Source organism: Pseudomonas sp. BF-B-30 (assembly GCF_019956305.1).
GTDB lineage: Bacteria > Pseudomonadota > Gammaproteobacteria > Pseudomonadales > Pseudomonadaceae > Aquipseudomonas > Aquipseudomonas jessenii.
In genome coordinates this window covers 240,143-257,163 of sequence record NZ_JAHBDG010000011.1, presented here as the reverse complement: position 1 = coordinate 257,163, position 17,021 = coordinate 240,143, and the positions used below count along the sequence as shown (strand labels likewise).

The window sequence follows — 17,021 nt, the reverse complement described above, 5'->3', positions numbered from 1 at the left end:
GTTTTTTTACTTATTAGTTGTTTCACTTAACTGTTTTAATTCAAGGCCGTTTCGTTTGATTGACTTACCTGTATCTGATTCACGCACACCCCTCACCAATCCACTGACCCTGTATCTGGCGAGACTGGCGCCGTCCAGCCAACTGACCATGCGTTATGTGCTGCAGGATGCCGCCGACCGCTTGGGCTTCGAAGACCACGATATCGAGGAAATTCCCTGGCACAATCTGCAGCCAGAGGACGTCATTGCGTTGGTGGCCACCTTGCGTTCGGACGGCTATGCGCCGAACACGTCTTCGCTCTATGTCAACGCAGTGCGTGGGGTGATGAACGAAGCATGGCGCATGAGCCTGATCTCTCAGGAGCATCTGTTGAAGATGCGTACGGTGAAGGGCATGGCCGGTACACGGCTGTCCCAGGGGCGCAATCTCAGGCGTACGCTGATCCAGGAACTGATGGCGGTCTGCGCTGCCGATCCGCGGCCGCAAGGCCTGCGGGATGCCGCGATCATCGGGATTTTGTACGGTTCCGGGATGCGCAAATCCGAATCGGTGAACCTGGAGCTGAACCAGGTCGATTTCACCGAGCGCAGCCTGCGGGTGACGGCCAAGGGCAACAAGCAGTTGATCAAGTACGCACCGGCCTGGGCCTTCGCCAAGCTTGAAGCCTGGCTCGAGCTGCGCCGTTCGATGCTCAAGGACGGCGAGTCGGACGACCCGTTCCTGTTCAACCGCATCCGCCGTGGCAGCCACATCACCCGGGAGCGCATCACCAAACACGCGATTTACTACATCGCCCGGCAACGGGGCGCGCAGGTCGGGGTGAAAATCATGCCCCACGACTTCCGGCGTTCATTCATCACCCGGGTGATCGAAGAGCATGACTTGTCGATTGCGCAGAAGCTGGCGCACCACAGCAATATCCAGACCACGGCCAACTACGATGTGCGCGATGACAACGAGCGGCGTCGGGCGGTGGATCGATTCGATCTGTGAACGATCACACCTCGCTCAGTACATGGGCATGGCCGATGGTCGAGACTTGAACCGAGCTGCCGGCGGGTGGTGCATACATGCCTGAACTGCGCACCAGCAGTGATCGGCCCGACTGCGCGTTGCGGGTCAATGGCTGCAGTTCCACCGTCAGCGTGCAGGTGTTGCCGCTGAAATCCCGATCGGTGACCACGGCCCGGCAACCGCTGGCTTCCGGGTCGCTGGGGAGGATGCTGGCCAGTTGCAGTTGTTCGGGGCGCAGCATGATCTGCGCCGAACTGTTGTTGCGGTGGTTGTTGACGGGGATCCGGCCCAGGTCGCAATGGGCCCAACCAGCCTCGATGCGTGCGGGCATCACCACGGCATCCCCCAGGAACAGCGCGGTTTGCTCGTCTTCGGGATAGCGGTAAAGGTCCAGCGGATGCCCTGACTGGACCAGTCGGCCATGACGCATCACCGCCAACTGGTCGGCGAACGACAGGGCTTCGCTCTGGTCATGGGTGACCAGAATGGTGGTGACGCCCGCGTCCTCCAGCAGCCGTGCAACCATCTTGCGCATGGCGGCGCGCAATCCGGTGTCGAGCGCCGAGAACGGCTCGTCCAGCAGCATCAGTCGTGGCTGTTGCGCCAAGGCCCGGGCCAGGGCCACGCGCTGTTGCTGGCCACCGGACAATTCATGGGGCCAGCGCTCGGCCATCTTCGCGTCCAGCGCCACGCTGTCCATCAGTTCGGCAACGCGCTGCTGTTTTTCAGTGCCCTTGGTCGCCAGGCCGAAGCCGATGTTCGCTGCCACGGTCATGTGCGGGAACAGTGCGCCGTCCTGTGGCACGTAGCCGATCAGGCGTTGATGGGCCGGCACTTCGTGGGTGCCGTCGACCAGGGTCTGGCCATTGAGCGACAGGCGTCCGGAATCGGGGAACTCGAAACCGGCAATCATCCGCAGCAACGTGGTCTTGCCCGAGCCGGAGGGGCCTACGATGACCGTGCGACTGCCGCTGGGCACCGAGAGGCTGACGTTGTCCAGGGCGCAATGGGCGCCATAGGACTTGTAGAGGGCATTCAATTCAAGAGTGTTCATCGGCCAGCCGTTTTTTTCGATTGGTGATAAAGAAGTCCGGTCAACGGAAGCGACAGCACAACCATCAATAAGGCGTAGGGTGCGGCGGCTGCGTAATCGATTTCGCTGGTCAAGGCCCAGAACCCGGTCGCCAGGGTGCGCGTGCCGTTCGGGGCCAGCAGCAGTGTGGCGGTCAATTCGTTGGTGATCGCCAAAAACACCAGTGCCGCGCCGGCGGCCGCCCCCGGGGCAGCCAGGCGCAAGGTGATCAGCCACAGTGCCCGGGCTGGCGAGCGGCCAAGGCTGCGAGCGATGTTTTCCAGTTCCACCGGTGCCTGGGCGATGCCTGCGCGCAGGCTCACCAGGGCACGGGGCAAGAACATCAACAGGTACGCCAGCAGCACGGTGAAGGTGGTCTGGTATATCGGCCGGGCAAAGTGGATCGTGACGGTCACCAGTGCCAGCGCCACGATAATGCCGGGCAAGGAACTGGTGATGTAGTTGCAGCTTTCCAGCACCCGTTGCAGTCGACCGGGGTAGCGGATCGACAGCCAGGCAATCGGGATCGCCGCGCAGGTGGTCAGCGCCGCCCCCCCGATGCCCAGCAACAGGGTTTGCTCCAGTGCAGGCAACAATTCGGCCATGTCCCAGACTTCCACGCCTCCGGCGATGAGCCACTTGCCCAGGGTGATCAAGGGCACGCCAAGGGCCAGGGCGCAGGTCATGATCTGCAGCGTCAGCGAGAGCAGGGTGGATACCGGTTTCAGGCGTACAACCCGTTGCTCCCGGGCGCTTCCCGAACCGACGCGGGCGTAACGCGCCGAACCCCGGGCGGCGGATTCGGCCGTCAACAGCAACAGGCAACACAGCGCCAGCACACTGGCCAGCATGTGCGCCGCTGCGCCGTTGAAGGTCGATTTGAACTGATCGAAGATCGCGGTGGTAAAGGTATCGAAGCGGATCATGGCGTACAGGCCATATTCGGCCAGCAGGTGCAGGCCGACCAGCAAGGCGCCGCCGCAGATCGCCAGGCGCAATTGCGGCAACACAACGCGGAAAAACACTTTCCAGGGTTTGAGCCCCATGGACTCGGCGACGTCTTCGATGGCCGGATCGAGCCGGCGCAAAGTGGCCGCTACCGGCAAATACAGGAACGGGAAGTAGGCGATTACCGAGACCAGGACACCGGCAAACAAGCCGTGAATCGGTGGCACCAGGCTGACCCAGGCGTAGCTGTGAACGAACGCAGGCACTGCCAGCGGCGCGGTGGCCAGCAACGACCACCAGCGCCGCCCCGGCAGATTCGTGCGTTCCGTGAGCCAGGCCAGCGTCACCCCCAGCGCGACGCACAAGGGAATCGTCAGCAGCACCAGCAGCACGGTGTTGGCCAGCAGTTCACCGACCCGAGGGCGGAACACCAGGGCCACAACGGTTGACCAGCCGGTTTGCAGGGACACACCAATAACGTAGGCGATCGGTAGCAGTGCCAGTAATGAAACCAGCACCGACAAACCGATCACCCATACACCGCCACGTCCCGCAAAAACTCCGCGGGAACGTCGACGCAAATGTGCGGGTGTCGCCTCAGCGACCTCCGCAGGCAGGGTTTCTGGCATCAATTAGAGCAGTCCGGCCTGTGTCATCAGCTCCACGGCTTTTTTACTGTCGAGTTTTGACGCATCGACAGTCGGCGCATCGAGTTGATTCAGAGGCACTAGTTTAGGGTTGGATTCAGCGCCTTTGCCCACGGCGTATTCAAACGACTTGCCGTTCTTCAGGACAGCCTGGCCATCCTTGCCGGTAATGTACTTGAGGAACGCCTGGGCTTGCTCCTGGTGTTTACTGGAAGCGAGGACGCCGCCGCCGGAGATGCTAACAAAAGCGCCCGGGTCTTTGTGCCTGAAATAGTGCAGGGCGGTGTTCTTGCTGTTTTCGCCGGTCTTGGACTGATCCACCAGGCTGTAATAGTGGTAAATCACGCCGCTGTCGATCTGCCCGGCATTCACGGCCTTGAGTACCGAGCTGTTGCCACGGTAGTTGGCATAGTTGGTTTTCATCGCCTTGAGCCAATCCAGCGTGGCGGCTTCACCCTTTTGTTGGAGGATGGCAGCGACGATGGCCTGGAAGTCAGCACCACCGGGCGATGCACCCCAGCGACCCTTCCAGCTCGGTGAAGCCAGGTCCATGATCGATTTCGGCAGGTCGGCTTCTGGCAGTTTGCTCGGGTTGTAGACGAACACCGTGGAGCGCGCGGCAATGCCTACCCATTTGCCGTGGGCCGGACGGTAGGCGGAGTCAATCTGCTCCAGCGTGGCCTTATCGACAGGCGCAAACAGCCCGGCGTTGTCGACCAGGACCATGGCCGGGGAGTTCTCGGTCAGGAATACGTCCGCCGGCGAAGCCGCGCCTTCCTGCACGATCTGGTTGCCCATTTCGGTGTCATCGCCGTTGCGCAAGGTGACGGGAATACCGGTCTCCTGGGTAAAGCCCTCGACCCAGGCCTTGGTCAGGCCTGCGTGTTGCGCGTTGTACACCACGATGCCGACGGAGTCGGCTGCATAGGCCTGGCCAGCGCTCAGCAAAGCGGTGGCCAGCAGGGCTTTTTTCAAGAACGAAGGGATTTTTGGAATCATTCTGCGGGCTGCTCCTGGTGCATTTTTTGAAAGTCATGCGCATTCAAACGCCAGTTAACCAATGCGAATCATTTGCATGTTTTTGAAGTGCGGGAAATGTAGAGATCCAAATGAGAAAATAACGTCAAAAAAACCGTTAATACATGTAATTTTCATTCAGATTAGCAGCACTGTGCCCGCTGTGTTTCGACTCGTCGATCAAACGATGCCGCCGATCAGAATATGACGCTGCCCCGGCTGCCTTTTTGTCGTGTGCCTCGGCGTATTTGACGTTGCCAGTTGCTGCGGGCCGCCTCTCTCGGGGAATGACAGCAGGAAACAGGAAGGACGGATTAACGGCGAACCTGTCGCCGTTGATCCTGGGGAGGAATACATTCAGGGCGCAGGGCAGCTTGCCTGTGGTCTGACGGCAGCCTGGCTGATCAGCGCGGCCAGGCGTTTGACGTTGTTTTGCTGGGCAAGCACCAGGTCATCGATGCTCGCACCCGAGGGCGTTTGCAAGGTGCTGCGGCAAATCAACCGTGCCGTGTCACCGGTGCTGGCGCTGCGCAGGCGCCATTCCACGTCCATCAAGGCGTACTGGCCGGGCACCGAGTCGAAACGCTGCACATCGACCCGCACCGAGTGTCGGCCTTGTACAGGACTGTTGCTCAGTTGATCGACCAACGCACTGCGCAGTTCGTCCACCAGGGTCGCGCCCCACCATTGGGTTTCCAGGATCGCCAGGCCACTGTTGCCCTCGCGAATGACGATCTGCGCACGATCGACCTGGGGCGGCACGCTGATCGACTCGATCTGGATCACGCCGACGGTGGTCCTTGAGTGATTGCCCTCCTGGGCCGGGGTCAGGGTATGGAATTGAATCGGGTCGCTGCGGCAGGCGGCGAGCAGCAACATCGTGGTGACCAGAGTTAACTTCAGCGGTAAAGCCATGGGTGTTGCTCCTGTGTTCAATTGCGCGGAGGCCCTTGCAGATCCATGGGGGCGGCATTATTCGGGCGGCCGCGAAGCAGCGATTCCGGATGCCGTCCCAGGTAATCCGAAAGATCACGCAAGGATCTCGACGTGCGTCCCAGTTCATCCAGGGTTAGCCCCAGTTTTTCCCGTTGCGGCGAATCCTCGGCCAAGGTCGAACTGGCCGACTGCAGGGTCGAATTGGCCGTTTCCAGCGTCTTGCTGACATCCGACAAAGTGGTTTGCACGCCAGGCAAGATCTTTCCGTTGAATTGCATCATGCCTTTGCGCAGTTCGACGAGATTGCCATCGAGATTGCCGGCAATACGCTCGATCGGCAGTTTGTTGATCTTGTCGACCATGGATTCGAGTTTTTCCTGCAATTGCTCGAGGCTGCCGGGAATGGTCGGAATCATGACCGGGCGTGCGTTTACATCGAAGGCGACCTTGTCGGTCTTGGGGTAGAAGTCCAGGGCAATGTACAACTGGCCGGTCAGGAAGTTGCCGGTGCGGGCTTGGGCACGCAGGCCGTTTTCGATAAAGGTACCGATCAAGCGTACGCCAGCGGCTTCGTTATCAGGGTCATGATTGAGCGCCTTGAGCATTTTGACATGGGCCTGGCCCAGGCGCTGCGGGTAGATCACGATACCGACGTTGACCGGAAAGGAGCGCTTTTTCTCGTCGTAATCCAGATTGACCGCCACTACCTTGCCGATTTCCACACCGAGGAACTCCACCGGGGCATCGACCTTGAGCCCGCGCAGTGCCTGGTCGAAACGCATGGCCAGATACTGCGGCTTGCCGTTTGGCGGGGCCAGGGCGGTTTGTTGGTCGTCGAACAATTCGTAGGCGTACTCTGCGGCAGCCGGCTTGTCGTTGGGGCTGTAGTCGGGCGCGCGGAAGGCTATGCCGCCCACCAGCAAGGAAGACAACGACTCGGTCTTGACCGCAAAGCCATTGGCGCCGACGTTCACGTCAATGCCGCTTGCGTTCCAGAAACGGGTGTTTTCGGTGACGTACTTGTCATGGGGTGCATGGATGAACAGTTCAATGTTCACGCCCTTGCCATCCGGGTCCAGCGCGTAGGCCACCACCTGGCCCACGGGGATCTTGCGGTAGTAGACCGGAGAACCGATGTCCAACGACCCCAGGTCCTGGGTGAACAGCGTAAAACGCTTGCCCGGTTCGCCGTAGGTGATGGGTGGCGGATTCTCCAGTCCGATGAAGTTTTTTGCCCGGCCGTTGGCTTGGCCGATATCGGCCCCGATGTAATCGCCCGACAGCAGCGTATCGATCCCCGATACACCGCCCGCGCCGATGCGCGGCCGCACAACCCAGAACTGCGAATCTTCGCGGGTAAAGCTTTCGGCCTGCTTTTCCAGTTTGATGGTGGCATTGACGCTTTTCTGGTCACCGCTGAGCTCCACATCGGAGACATGACCAATCACGACATTGCGGTATTTGACCTCGGTCTTGTTCGCGGTCAGGCCGTTACCGGTCTTGAACGTGACAACGATGGTCGGGCCCTGCTGCAAAATGCTGTGGACCACCAGCGAAATACCCACCAGCACCGCGACGATCGGGACGATCCAGACCAGCGAAACGCTGAAACGGCGGGTCTTGATCGGAGCCTGCCCGGGAGCTTGTGGCCCGTCAGTGGCTTGTGACTTCATCAGTGACCTCCTCATTGTGTGGGTTTTTCCGTTCTTTATCCCAGATCATGCGGGGATCGAAACTCATTGCCGAAAGCATGGTGAACACCACTACCAGACCAAAGAACAGAATGCCCGGGCGCGGTTCGATGTCGGCCAGGGCCTGGAATTTCACCAGCGAGGCCACCAGGGCGACCACGATCACATCGAGCATCGACCAGTAACCGATGACTTCGACGAAGCGGTACAGCGTCGACCGCTCCTTGCGTGCCCACTCGCTGTCGCGTTGCACGGTGACCAGCAGCAATGTGATGGCGACGAACTTGATTCCCGGCACCGCGATACTGGCAATGAATATGATCAGGGCGATATCCCAGGCCCCGGCTTCCCAGAACTCCAGCACGCCGCTCATGATCGTGCTGTCGGCGCCGTTGCCGACCATCTCGGTGTTCATCACCGGCAACAGGTTGGCCGGGATGTAGAACACCAGGGCCGCGATCATGTAGGCCCAGGTGCGGGCCAGAGAATTGGCTTTGCGCCGGTGCAGCGGTGCACCGCAACGCTCGCATTCGTGGGGCTCGCAAGTCATGTCGCAGGCCAGGCCGCAGGTGTGGCACAGGCACAGGTTGAGCTCGTCGGCGTAAGGAGGCGTGCTCATACAATGTCCCATAGTTCGCGGATGTCGCGCCCGGCGATGCGGATCATCATCAGGCTCAGTGCCGCCAGGGCAAACAACCCTATGCCGGGCAGCACATCGAGCAGTCCGGCGAGCTTGATCACCGCGACCATGGCGCCCAGCAGGCAGACTTCGAGCATGCTCCAGGGCCTGAGGGTTTCGAGCCAGCGCATGCAGAATTTGAATCCGGGCGAGCGTCGCCCGCCGAGTGCGAAGCCCAGCACCCAGATCAGCAGCAGCAACTGGAAAATCGGCGCGATGATCATGGCGATTGCCGCCACCATGGCAATGAAGGTGATAGGCCCCAGGCTCAGGGCCAGCACCGAGTCCCAGAGCGTTGCGCTGTTCTTCACGCCTTTGAGGTTGATGCTCATTACCGGATAGAAATTGGCGAATATCCAGAGCATCAACGCGGTGAAGGTCAACGCAAGCCGCTGCTCCACCGTGAGGCCGTTATAGCGCTGAAGCACGCCGCCGCAGCGTGTACACAGGGTTTTTTGATGTTTGGCGAGCGTTACTTTTTGGTACACGCTGTCGCAGTGCTCGCAGATGATCAGCTGATCAGTAGTCGCCATGGGTCAAGCTCGACAGAAGGCAGGAAGTTCAGAGCACTCCCTCAATATAGAAGTGACTCGCAATTGAGCAAATCGAAAGTCGAAACAAGAGGATGGTAGAAGAGGGAATACGTAAAACAGTGTGGGAGCGAGCTTGCTCGCGATAGCGGTGTGCCAGACAACCCAATCATTGGATTTCAGGTCGCTATCGCGAGCAAGCTCGCTCCCACAGTGGTTAGCAGGCGCCCGGCAGGCCTACGTCAGCCCAGCATTTCCCGCATCCGATACCAGAACATGCCAAGGGCCAGCAAGGGTGAACGCAGGGCGCGTCCGCCGGGGAAGGTCATGTGCGGCACGGCGCTGAACACGTCGAAGCCTTTGCTGTGGCCGGCATGGATCGCTTCGCCCAACAACTTCGCGCACCAGTGGGTCACGTTCAGGCCATGGCCTGAGTAGCCTTGGGCGTAGAACACGTTCGGGTGCTGGCTCAGGCGCCCGACCTGGGGGAAGCGGTTGGCCGAGATGCCGATCTTGCCGCCCCACTGATAGTCGATGCGCACATCGGCCAGTTGCGGGAACACCTTGAGCATCTGCGGGCGCATGTAGGCGCTGATGTCCGAAGGATCGCGCCCGGAGTAATGGCAGGCACCACCGAACAACAAGCGCCGGTCAGCCGAGAGCCGGTAGTAATCCAGGCCGACCTTCTGGTCGCACAGCGCAACATTGTGCGGGATCAGTTTTGCAGCGGCCTCTTGCGACAAGGGTTCGGTGGCGATGATGTAGCTGCCTGCCGGGAGTACTTTGCCGCTGAGCTTCGGTTCGAGCTCTTCCAGATGGGCATTGCAAGCAAGCACCAACGTGCCTGCACTCACAGTGCCACCGGCGCAGCGCACTTGCACCGTGCTGCCATGGATCAACTCCAGCACCGGGCTCTGCTCGAAAATCCGCACCCCAAGGGACTCGGCAACTTGCGCTTCGCCAAGGACCAGGTTCAGCGGATGCAAATGCCCCGAGCCCATGTCCACCAGGCCGCCGGCGTACACACCGGAGTTCACCACCTGTTCACGGATTTGTTCTGGCGCCACCAGTCGGGTTTCAAAGGCGTAGCCGGATTCAATCAGTTGCGCCTGCTCGGCCTTGAGCGCCTTGAACTGGGCCGGGGTATTGGCCAGTTCGCAGAAGCCCCAGCTCAGGTCGCAATCGATGCCGTGCTCGCGGATGCGATTGGCCACGACTTGCACCGACTCGTTCCCGGCGTGTTCCAGGTATTGCACGCCATCGGCGCCGATGTGCTTGGCGAAACCGCTGACGTCATGGCCGATACCACGAATCAACTGGCCGCCGTTGCGCCCGCTGGCGCCCCAGCCGATCCGTCGGGCCTCCAGCAGGACTACCGAGAGCCCACGCTGGGCCAGCTCGATGGCGGTGTTGATGCCGGTGAAACCCGCGCCGACCACACAGACATCGGCCACCAGGTCCGAGGCCAGCGCGGGGCGCTGCCTCATGCCCTTGGCGGACGCCGCGTAATAGGAGTGGGTGTGTTCCTTGGTGTACTGATTCATTTGTTGGACTTCACTTTGCTCCACGAACGGGTCATCAGGCGCATGATCGACTGCGGCGGCGTGGTGGAGATGTAGAGTTTGTCGAGGACTTCCTGGGACGGATAAACCTCGGGGTTGCTGACCAGCTCAGGGTCCATGTACTGCTTGGCGGCCGGGTTCGGGTTGGCGTAGCCGACCGACTCACTGACCTTGGCAATCACTTGCGGGTCCAGCAGGTAGTTGACGAAGGCATGAGCTTCCTTCGGGTTGCTGGCGTCGGCGGGGATGGCCAGCAGGTCGAACCACAGGTTGGCGCCTTCCTTGGGAATGGCGTAGGCGATGTTCACGCCGTTGCCGGCTTCCTTGGCGCGGTTGGCGGCCTGGAACACGTCACCCGAGTATCCGAACGCCACGCAGATGTCGCCGTTGGCCAGGTCCGAGACGTACTTGGAGGAGTGGAAGTAGGTGATGTAGGGGCGAATGCTCAGCAGCTTGGCTTCGGCCTTCTTGAAGTCCTCGGGGTTTTCGCTGCGTGGGTCCATGCCCATGTAGTTGAGCATTGCCGGGAACACTTCGTCCGCCGAGTCCATCATCGACACGCCGCAGGCGCTGAGCTTCTTGATGTTCTCCGGTTCGAACAGCACGGCCCAGGAGTCGATCTTGTCGATGCCCAGCACAGCCTTGACCTTGTCGACGTTATAGCCGATGCCGTTGGTGCCCCACAGGTACGGCACCGAGTGCGCGTTGCCCGGATCGTTTTTCTCCAGCAGCGCCAGTAATTTCGGGTCGAGGTTCTTGAAATTCGGCAGTTGCTCGCGATCGAGCTTGAGGAACGCGCCGGCCTTCACCTGGCGGGCGAGGAAGTGGTTGGACGGCACCACCACGTCATACCCGGTACGACCGGCAAGCAGTTTGCCTTCCAGGGTTTCGTTGGAATCGAATACGTCGTAGATCACCTTGATCCCGGTCTTGGCCTGGAAGTCGGCGAGGGTGGTTTCGCCGATGTAGTCGGTCCAGTTGTAGTTTTCTAGACACACAAACTCTGGTGTCAAAGACGGAACAGCTCTTTGCTTTGCTCCTGCTCAAATAGTTAAAGCTATTCTTTGGATAGGGAGTGCTCTAGGCTTAATGTAACAGTCACACCGCAATCAATGTTTATCTGAAAGCCTCGAAATTTCGCAGTGGCGGACACAGGTGGTTGGATGAACTCCTTCTTAAGCCTTCCAATGCCCATACACCGTTGACCTGGATAGTCCGAGCTTTTCCATCACATCCTTTCGGCTAAATCCCGCCTCCTTGAGCTCCTTAATAGCTTGCGCATTTTTGGAGCCTTCAGGCTTTCCTCGAGAACGTTGCACAAGAGTTTCGTCAACGATCTGCGTTGCCAAAATACCTAGGCCGCCTTCTGATCGGAAACTTTCCAACTGGACGCGTGCTCGTTCCAAAGCCGCTTCTGGGGGCTCGCCATTGCTCATGGAAATGCTAATGGCCAAAAGAGCTACAGGGTCAAAATTCATCGGTTCAGAAAGCTCGATCAGCTTATCGACGGTGATGTTGATCTTTCCACGTTCGAGCGCACTGATGTTCGTGCGCGCGGTGACAGGCGCCAAGTCTTCGTATGCCAGCCCACGCACCGACCGGATTACCCGGATCGTTGCGGCGATCTCTTTCTTGAGCGACATGATTGCCCCTAAAAAGCGAGGATAGGGCCACACTCGAAGTGTTTAAATAAACGTCGACTAGTGTTATTATTCTGGACGAAGCCAATTGAAAGCCTTGTGAGCTGCCGTTGCAGCTGCCTCTAGGCGTCCGATGAGGCCTCGCATTGACCTGATCTAGTTCGATGGATCGTAAACGTATTAGATGTATTGACGCGATTCAATCCAGCAAACGTAGGGATTTCTTTCGGTCATGGAAGCAGCGAGCTGATTGTTAAATGGGCATGGAAGCGAAAATTCAAGTGTGGTGCCGCACGTGCGTACCACAGACGAGTATCTAAAAAATGTTTATCTCAGATGAGTCTTACTCAGTTCGTTTGCCTGGATTTTTTGGAGACGGGCAATCGGCTTGGCGAATGCTTGAGCGGCAATCGATGGATCCTTGGTATCAAGTCGTACGCCGGATCTGCGAAGGATCAGGGCACCGCATTGAGAAATTGCTAGCAACTAGCGCCTCTGTGTTGGTCGGAATACTCGAGGATAGGAACGAATCCAATTCGATTGAGGTTGTGCAGGTCATAACCCCCCCCTGGATGAACGCCACCGCGTTAGATCGTATGGAGACTTTGGTCGAGCTGACTGCTGGTTACGATCATAGTGGCGAGTACGTGTTGCTCCATAAAGTTGAGTGTGGAGTGGTTTACACCACGTCTTTTGGTGGTACGAGCGGAACAAGTCTGCTCACTGAAGCGAAAACCATCTACGAAGACCCAAAGCGTAACGCACCGACAGTTCCGGAATGTTCCACAGCATTGATGCCAAAAAATCCGGGATAACTCGAGACCGATACGGTATGAAACTCAGAATTTTTTCAGATCTGCACCTCGAGTTCGCTCCGCTCGATCCCACCCCAAGCGATACAGACGTGGTCATCCTCGCGGGGGACATTGATCTGAAATCGCGTGGTGTGAAATGGGCTAACGAAGTGTTCCAGTGTCCGGTGATATACGTCTGTGGAAATCATGAGTACTACGGCGGCCACACCAAGCGCACTCTCCGCAAAATGAAAGAGGCGGCAGCGCCTCATGTCCACGTCCTCGAAAACGAAACCTTGATCCTGAACCAAATTAGGTTTTTGGCCACTACAGCGTGGACAGATTACTCGTCGACCGGAGATGTCGTTGCCGCGAAACGCGCCGCTTGGGAATGGATGAGCGACTACACCGTCATCAGAACAGATGAGAGTTACCGCCGCCTCCGTCCCGAAGACTTGATCGCTAAATCTAAAGCAGCTTATGCCTGGCTAACACAAGAGTTGGAAAAGCCCTTTGAAGGCAAAACAGTCGTCGTTACGCACCATGCACCGGCGTTGGATCACGTGGGTGACGAGCATCCTGAAAGCCTGATTGCAGCCTATGCCAACGACTGGCCAGAGCTCTTGGGTAAGGCGGATCTTTGGGTCTACGGGCATACCCACGTCGCAGCCGATTTCCTCAAGAATGGTTGCCGTGTGGTTTCCAATCCACGCGGGTATCCAAATCAAAAAACAGGTTTCGATCCGGATTTTTTGATCGAGATATGAGTGATCCAGACTAATGACGAGTTCTTGTCACAGCGTAATGTTCATGCGTAGGGCGCGGCGGTGGACACGGCTACCCGTGCGCTTTGAACCTTAAAGCCAATGAGAAAATTGATATGGTCACGCTGGATGAAATCGCTCAGCTACTCTACGGAACCGACGGGGAGACTTCGGGTTGGACTGGCTCCCAAGAGGACATGATTTCCTTAGCGGGAAAGGTGTTCCCCGGCAAAGCGTTCTGCCTAGTGAAGCAATGGATCTTGGTCGACCTCACCGTGACGCCTGATGAAAAGGAAAAACTTACGAACCTCGGTCTGCTTCCCATGACGCTGTTCGCTCACGAGATAGTCTTGGACAGCAAAGGTCGCTTTCAGCCAGGCATGTGGGTACGCAGCAATTTCGGAGTGTCATTCATCTACGGCTGCATGTTTGAAACCAAGAACACCGTCTACCTCCTCTGGGGCCCAGGGCAGCGAAAAGAAGCGACTGTGGGTGCTGCGTTTTCCATGAAGGCCGTTTAAGCAACGAGCCCCGTAAATATATATCGAGTCATTTTGGAGCTTTGGTCGGATGCCTGAAATAATCGAGTTGGAATTCCACAGTAAGGATTTGAGTGACTTTCAGCTGTGTCGCTTGGGGCACGCGCACCTTAGTCAATACACCGTGCCGATCACTGCCTTCATCAGTGATGCATTCATCGCGGAGGATACGTGCCTTGGAGTGTCTTTCGATCACGTTGGGCAGGGTGACGCGTATCGTCCAGCGGATGGCGGCTTACTTCGAACTGGGAAAATTCAGAGGGTCTGGAAAGAAGGGCGTTACTGGCTACTTGAAACTCGAGTCGGCAATTACGTCGTCAGCAGTTTCATGCGAGGGGTTGGGCGGAAAAGCTTTCTTAAATTGCTTCACTCAGGTGAGCGTTGCTGAGGTCTGATTCAGCAACGCTCGCAAATGGTGAGAACACCCGACCTGGCTCAAAATACCTTACTCACAGTTCCTTGGCCAGGCTCAATGGTGGGTTGCTGTTGTATTGCTAACAACAGCCTCGCCCCCGAGAGATAAAACCCTCGATATTCGTATCATCTGCTAATTCGACCCGCTCCACTGGCGGGAGATGAATCTCCTGATATTCGTCTGAGGCCCGCGTTTTCTGACGCAACGGCCAGGAGAAACTGAGAGATGACACGCTTGATATTGGTATCGGCCAGTTGATTGATGCCGCTCTAGCCGGCGGGAGATGAAACTCCTGATATTCGTTTGAGCCCCGTGTTTTCTGGTTCAAACCGCCATTCAGAGCTGAGATATGAAACTCTCGATATTCGTATCAGCCAGATGAGTCGGCCCGCGCCACCAGGTGAGAGATGACTCAACCGATATTCATCTGAGGCCCATTGTTGCAGGCGGAAAAACAGCCACGTAGAGAGAGATAGGCTTCAGAAGCTCCGTACGTCGTCGCTGGAAACGCCGTGGGTTTCTACGTCTTCGTTGTAGGCATTTACGGCTTCGCTGTGCTCTGCCAGCTATTGCTCGCGCTGTATCGTACTCAGGGCCTCGGCCAGAGCCTCATTTTTTTAGTCCGTACTGCTAGCCGCTCACGCGGAGTAGCGATTGCTTTTCTGCCGGCGCCACAACGAAAATGGGCAGCGCAAACAGTACTCTCCAGCGGGTACATTTTGCCTTGGAGCTCGATATGGGACATCTCAGCTTGGAGGACATCTATCCCGGCGACGTAGCCGACTACGGCCATATGCGCGTGGGTATGACCGACCTTTATGTGAAAGAAAATCACGCCATTTATGGTTTGACTACGCTTGGCGAATACCGCGAGATGACTAGTCAGCTTTTGCGCGACGATGCGGTGCAAATGATCATCAGCGACAAACTGGCCGCATTGCCCAAGGACTATGATCCATGGATCTGGCGGATCAACCGCCATCGAGCCTTACGCGCCAAGTACGGGGATAAATTCGATCCTTGGTCAGACGACTGACTGCCTTCAGACTTCCAATTCCAAACGCAAGGGCCTCAGGCTGGCAACCGCTCCGCTGGCAGTGACTAAAGCAAATGCCCCATCAGCGCCAACAACTCCTCACTGATTCGGAGCGCCAGGCACTCGAGCAGATACTTAAATCGGTGAGCGCATAGAAGGAGAGTCAGCGGACAGCTACCCAACCGACGATATCCGGTTGATGACAAAAGCCGTCGTGGAAGCGGTGTATTAAGTTCTGATCTGGTTTCAAATACAGCAAAGCTGAAGTTCTCCTTGTCACCGCTTCCAAAAAAGGCGAACACACCGAAGACCTTTTTCTCGATTTCGGAGCCGGTCGCCAGTGCGAAGGGCAGGGGACACTGCGTTTGGCCAGTGTGCCGACACATTCAGATTGGGGAATGCGTCGGGATATGATAGAGCCAGAGAGTTATGAGTCTTTCAAGTTCCTAAACCATTCTGGGTGGCGGTTTACTCTTAAGGCTAAACAACTAAATTAATTTTTGAAATTGTTAAAGATTCTTCGGGATCGAGCCGAATTTGATTCAGTAAGCCAATTCTTCGAGAGTGCTATGAGCGACAACTACCGCTTGAAATCCCGCATTACCTTCAAGGCCTCTGAAATTTTCAGTTTTCCGGGAACAGACGAGCATTATCCTGCGACTGTCAAACTCACCCCGTCCCGTATTATTCGTGTAGTCCTAGACGACTTCAAAGCATCCTTCACCACACAGCAGGCTTACGAGATCGCGTCTGGTTTAATCAAAGCGGTACTCAACTCGCTTGATCTCAATCACCCAAAGTCGGATAAGTCTAATATCCAAACAATTCATGACAATTGGGCTGTTCTCATTGAGCGCAATGAGCCGTCTGGATCACAGAAAACACTTGATTTGCTCCAAGTCGTGATGACTGGTAGAAGTTTCCAAATGACAGGAGCCCTGCTTGATCCCGAACCAGTGCGGGAATTTAAAGAAGGGGAAGAGGCTATCTACGATTTTCAGATCAGACTAGATGGCCCATACGTATTATTGCTTTTTGGTTGGGTTGGCTGGAGTCTCAGCCGAGAGGAAGCACAGTGGTTGGCGGAACAGCTATGGACTGCAGTGTTTTTAGCGACGAAGCCTAAAGCGCATTTAATCAGGAGTCCGCATAACGCGTATATGTGACCTGCTGCTCGTTTAGGGCAGAGCTACAGTATTCCACCATACCGGGTCTAGCTCCCCAATCGCGGCACGACGTCGGGGCATGAGCTTGGTGATCAGGTGTCCTTATTACATCGGCAGGCAATAACGGGTCTGCCAAAACACCTGATTTAACTGTGCATATTGGTGTATTGTTAGGCAACTTACTACGTAGAGAACGACCATGTCTAAACTCGCAGAATTCCGCCAACTCGAAAAAGACCTAGCAGAGCAACTCCAAGCGCTCGAAGCCCTCAAAGGCGACGCTGGCCTCAAGAAAGAAATCGAATTTGAAACCAAGCTGCGCGCTCTGCTTGCAGAGTACGGCTACAGCCTGCCGAACGTGATCAACCTGCTTGATCCGAAGTCTGGTCGTCGCGCTCCAGCAGCCGAATCCAAATCCGGCAGCCGTAAGCCACGCCAGGTGAAGATCTACAAAAATCCGAACACAGGCGAAGTCGTTGAAACCAAAGGTGGCAATCACAAGACTCTGAAGGAATGGAAAGCTGAGCACGGCTCCGCGACCGTTGAGTCCTGGCTGACCAAGTGAGTTTG

The 17,021-nt window shown here is 57.2% G+C and carries 16 protein-coding genes and 1 pseudogene; 7 read left to right on the top strand and 10 right to left on the bottom strand.

Features of this window, described 5'->3' with window-relative positions; all coding sequences use genetic code 11:
- Positions 1-55 precede the first annotated feature (55 nt).
- A complete protein-coding gene (gene xerC, locus KGB29_RS07640; RefSeq protein WP_057714942.1) occupies positions 56-994 on the top strand; it encodes a tyrosine recombinase XerC in 939 nt (312 codons plus the stop codon).
- Between the two features lie 4 nt (positions 995-998).
- Here the strand turns inward: xerC and KGB29_RS07635 are convergent, their stop codons facing one another.
- From KGB29_RS07635 to KGB29_RS07590, 10 genes and pseudogenes are all read right to left on the bottom strand, one after another.
- Complete coding sequence (locus KGB29_RS07635) at positions 999-2,069, bottom strand: ABC transporter ATP-binding protein (RefSeq protein WP_057714941.1); 1,071 nt, start codon at positions 2,067-2,069, stop codon at positions 999-1,001.
- Positions 2,066-3,664 carry an ABC transporter permease gene (locus tag KGB29_RS07630; RefSeq protein WP_150813224.1) on the bottom strand — a complete coding sequence of 533 codons (1,599 nt, stop codon included), beginning with the start codon at positions 3,662-3,664 and terminating at the stop codon, positions 2,066-2,068. Before KGB29_RS07630 ends, KGB29_RS07635 begins: the two co-directional genes overlap by 4 nt.
- Positions 3,665-3,667: 3 nt before the next feature.
- The gene (locus KGB29_RS07625; RefSeq protein WP_150813223.1) at positions 3,668-4,681 is read right to left on the bottom strand and encodes an iron ABC transporter substrate-binding protein; all 1,014 of its coding nucleotides are present in this window, start codon (positions 4,679-4,681) and stop codon (positions 3,668-3,670) included.
- Positions 4,682-5,056: 375 nt separating this feature from the next.
- A complete protein-coding gene (locus tag KGB29_RS07620; RefSeq protein WP_150813222.1) occupies positions 5,057-5,614 on the bottom strand; it encodes a membrane integrity-associated transporter subunit PqiC in 558 nt (185 codons plus the stop codon).
- 17 nt (positions 5,615-5,631) lie between these two features.
- Entirely contained in the window at positions 5,632-7,308 is a 1,677-nt protein-coding gene (locus tag KGB29_RS07615; RefSeq protein ID WP_150813221.1) for an intermembrane transport protein PqiB, read from the bottom strand.
- Positions 7,289-7,945, bottom strand: a complete 657-nt coding sequence (locus KGB29_RS07610) for a paraquat-inducible protein A (RefSeq protein WP_150813220.1) — start codon at positions 7,943-7,945, stop codon at positions 7,289-7,291. Before KGB29_RS07610 ends, KGB29_RS07615 begins: the two co-directional genes overlap by 20 nt.
- A complete protein-coding gene (locus KGB29_RS07605; protein WP_057714935.1) occupies positions 7,942-8,538 on the bottom strand; it encodes a paraquat-inducible protein A in 597 nt (198 codons plus the stop codon). Before KGB29_RS07605 ends, KGB29_RS07610 begins: the two co-directional genes overlap by 4 nt.
- 239 nt (positions 8,539-8,777) lie before the next feature.
- A complete protein-coding gene (locus KGB29_RS07600; protein ID WP_150813219.1) occupies positions 8,778-10,079 on the bottom strand; it encodes an NAD(P)/FAD-dependent oxidoreductase in 1,302 nt (433 codons plus the stop codon).
- Positions 10,076-11,080 (bottom strand): annotated as a pseudogene (locus KGB29_RS07595) (polyamine ABC transporter substrate-binding protein); the annotation flags it as partial. The gene KGB29_RS07600 and the pseudogene KGB29_RS07595, both read right to left, overlap by 4 nt.
- Before the next feature lie 192 nt (positions 11,081-11,272).
- On the bottom strand, positions 11,273-11,740 hold the full coding sequence (locus KGB29_RS07590; protein ID WP_223616375.1) for a helix-turn-helix domain-containing protein: 468 nt from the start codon (positions 11,738-11,740) through the stop codon (positions 11,273-11,275).
- Positions 11,741-12,060: 320 nt separating this feature from the next.
- Here KGB29_RS07590 and KGB29_RS07585 point away from each other — a divergent pair, with 320 nt between their 5' ends.
- The 6 genes from KGB29_RS07585 to KGB29_RS07555 all read left to right on the top strand — a co-directional run bounded on the left by KGB29_RS07585 (position 12,061) and on the right by KGB29_RS07555 (position 17,016).
- Complete coding sequence (locus KGB29_RS07585; protein ID WP_223616374.1) at positions 12,061-12,552, top strand: hypothetical protein; 492 nt, start codon at positions 12,061-12,063, stop codon at positions 12,550-12,552.
- 17 nt (positions 12,553-12,569) lie between these two features.
- On the top strand, positions 12,570-13,298 hold the full coding sequence (locus KGB29_RS07580; protein WP_223616373.1) for a metallophosphoesterase family protein: 729 nt from the start codon (positions 12,570-12,572) through the stop codon (positions 13,296-13,298).
- Positions 13,299-13,411: 113 nt separating this feature from the next.
- Positions 13,412-13,816, top strand: a complete 405-nt coding sequence (locus KGB29_RS07575; RefSeq protein ID WP_223616372.1) for a DUF6957 family protein — start codon at positions 13,412-13,414, stop codon at positions 13,814-13,816.
- Positions 13,817-14,985: 1,169 nt separating this feature from the next.
- Positions 14,986-15,285, top strand: coding sequence for a hypothetical protein (locus KGB29_RS07570; protein WP_223616371.1), 300 nt, complete (start codon positions 14,986-14,988; stop codon positions 15,283-15,285).
- Between the two features lie 569 nt (positions 15,286-15,854).
- Positions 15,855-16,451, top strand: a complete 597-nt coding sequence (locus KGB29_RS07560; protein ID WP_223616370.1) for a hypothetical protein — start codon at positions 15,855-15,857, stop codon at positions 16,449-16,451.
- Between the two features lie 199 nt (positions 16,452-16,650).
- The gene (locus KGB29_RS07555) at positions 16,651-17,016 is read left to right on the top strand and encodes a histone-like nucleoid-structuring protein, MvaT/MvaU family (RefSeq protein ID WP_223616369.1); all 366 of its coding nucleotides are present in this window, start codon (positions 16,651-16,653) and stop codon (positions 17,014-17,016) included.
- Positions 17,017-17,021: the final 5 nt, after the last annotated feature.

What these genes read in the sequence shown, in the direction of transcription:
- KGB29_RS07635 (WP_057714941.1), bottom strand. Translation starts at nt 2,069, where the DNA reads ATGAACACTCTTGAATTGAATGCCCTCTACAAGTCCTATGGCGCCCAT.
- KGB29_RS07630 (WP_150813224.1), bottom strand. Translation starts at nt 3,664, where the DNA reads ATGCCAGAAACCCTGCCTGCGGAGGTCGCTGAGGCGACACCCGCACAT.
- KGB29_RS07625 (WP_150813223.1), bottom strand. Translation starts at nt 4,681, where the DNA reads ATGATTCCAAAAATCCCTTCGTTCTTGAAAAAAGCCCTGCTGGCCACC.
- KGB29_RS07620 (WP_150813222.1), bottom strand. Translation starts at nt 5,614, where the DNA reads ATGGCTTTACCGCTGAAGTTAACTCTGGTCACCACGATGTTGCTGCTC.
- KGB29_RS07615 (WP_150813221.1), bottom strand. Translation starts at nt 7,308, where the DNA reads ATGAAGTCACAAGCCACTGACGGGCCACAAGCTCCCGGGCAGGCTCCG.
- KGB29_RS07610 (WP_150813220.1), bottom strand. Translation starts at nt 7,945, where the DNA reads ATGAGCACGCCTCCTTACGCCGACGAGCTCAACCTGTGCCTGTGCCAC.
- KGB29_RS07605 (WP_057714935.1), bottom strand. Translation starts at nt 8,538, where the DNA reads ATGGCGACTACTGATCAGCTGATCATCTGCGAGCACTGCGACAGCGTG.
- KGB29_RS07600 (WP_150813219.1), bottom strand. Translation starts at nt 10,079, where the DNA reads ATGAATCAGTACACCAAGGAACACACCCACTCCTATTACGCGGCGTCC.
- KGB29_RS07590 (WP_223616375.1), bottom strand. Translation starts at nt 11,740, where the DNA reads ATGTCGCTCAAGAAAGAGATCGCCGCAACGATCCGGGTAATCCGGTCG.
- KGB29_RS07585 (WP_223616374.1), top strand. Translation starts at nt 12,061, where the DNA reads ATGTTTATCTCAGATGAGTCTTACTCAGTTCGTTTGCCTGGATTTTTT.
- KGB29_RS07580 (WP_223616373.1), top strand. Translation starts at nt 12,570, where the DNA reads ATGAAACTCAGAATTTTTTCAGATCTGCACCTCGAGTTCGCTCCGCTC.
- KGB29_RS07575 (WP_223616372.1), top strand. Translation starts at nt 13,412, where the DNA reads ATGGTCACGCTGGATGAAATCGCTCAGCTACTCTACGGAACCGACGGG.
- KGB29_RS07570 (WP_223616371.1), top strand. Translation starts at nt 14,986, where the DNA reads ATGGGACATCTCAGCTTGGAGGACATCTATCCCGGCGACGTAGCCGAC.
- KGB29_RS07560 (WP_223616370.1), top strand. Translation starts at nt 15,855, where the DNA reads ATGAGCGACAACTACCGCTTGAAATCCCGCATTACCTTCAAGGCCTCT.
- KGB29_RS07555 (WP_223616369.1), top strand. Translation starts at nt 16,651, where the DNA reads ATGTCTAAACTCGCAGAATTCCGCCAACTCGAAAAAGACCTAGCAGAG.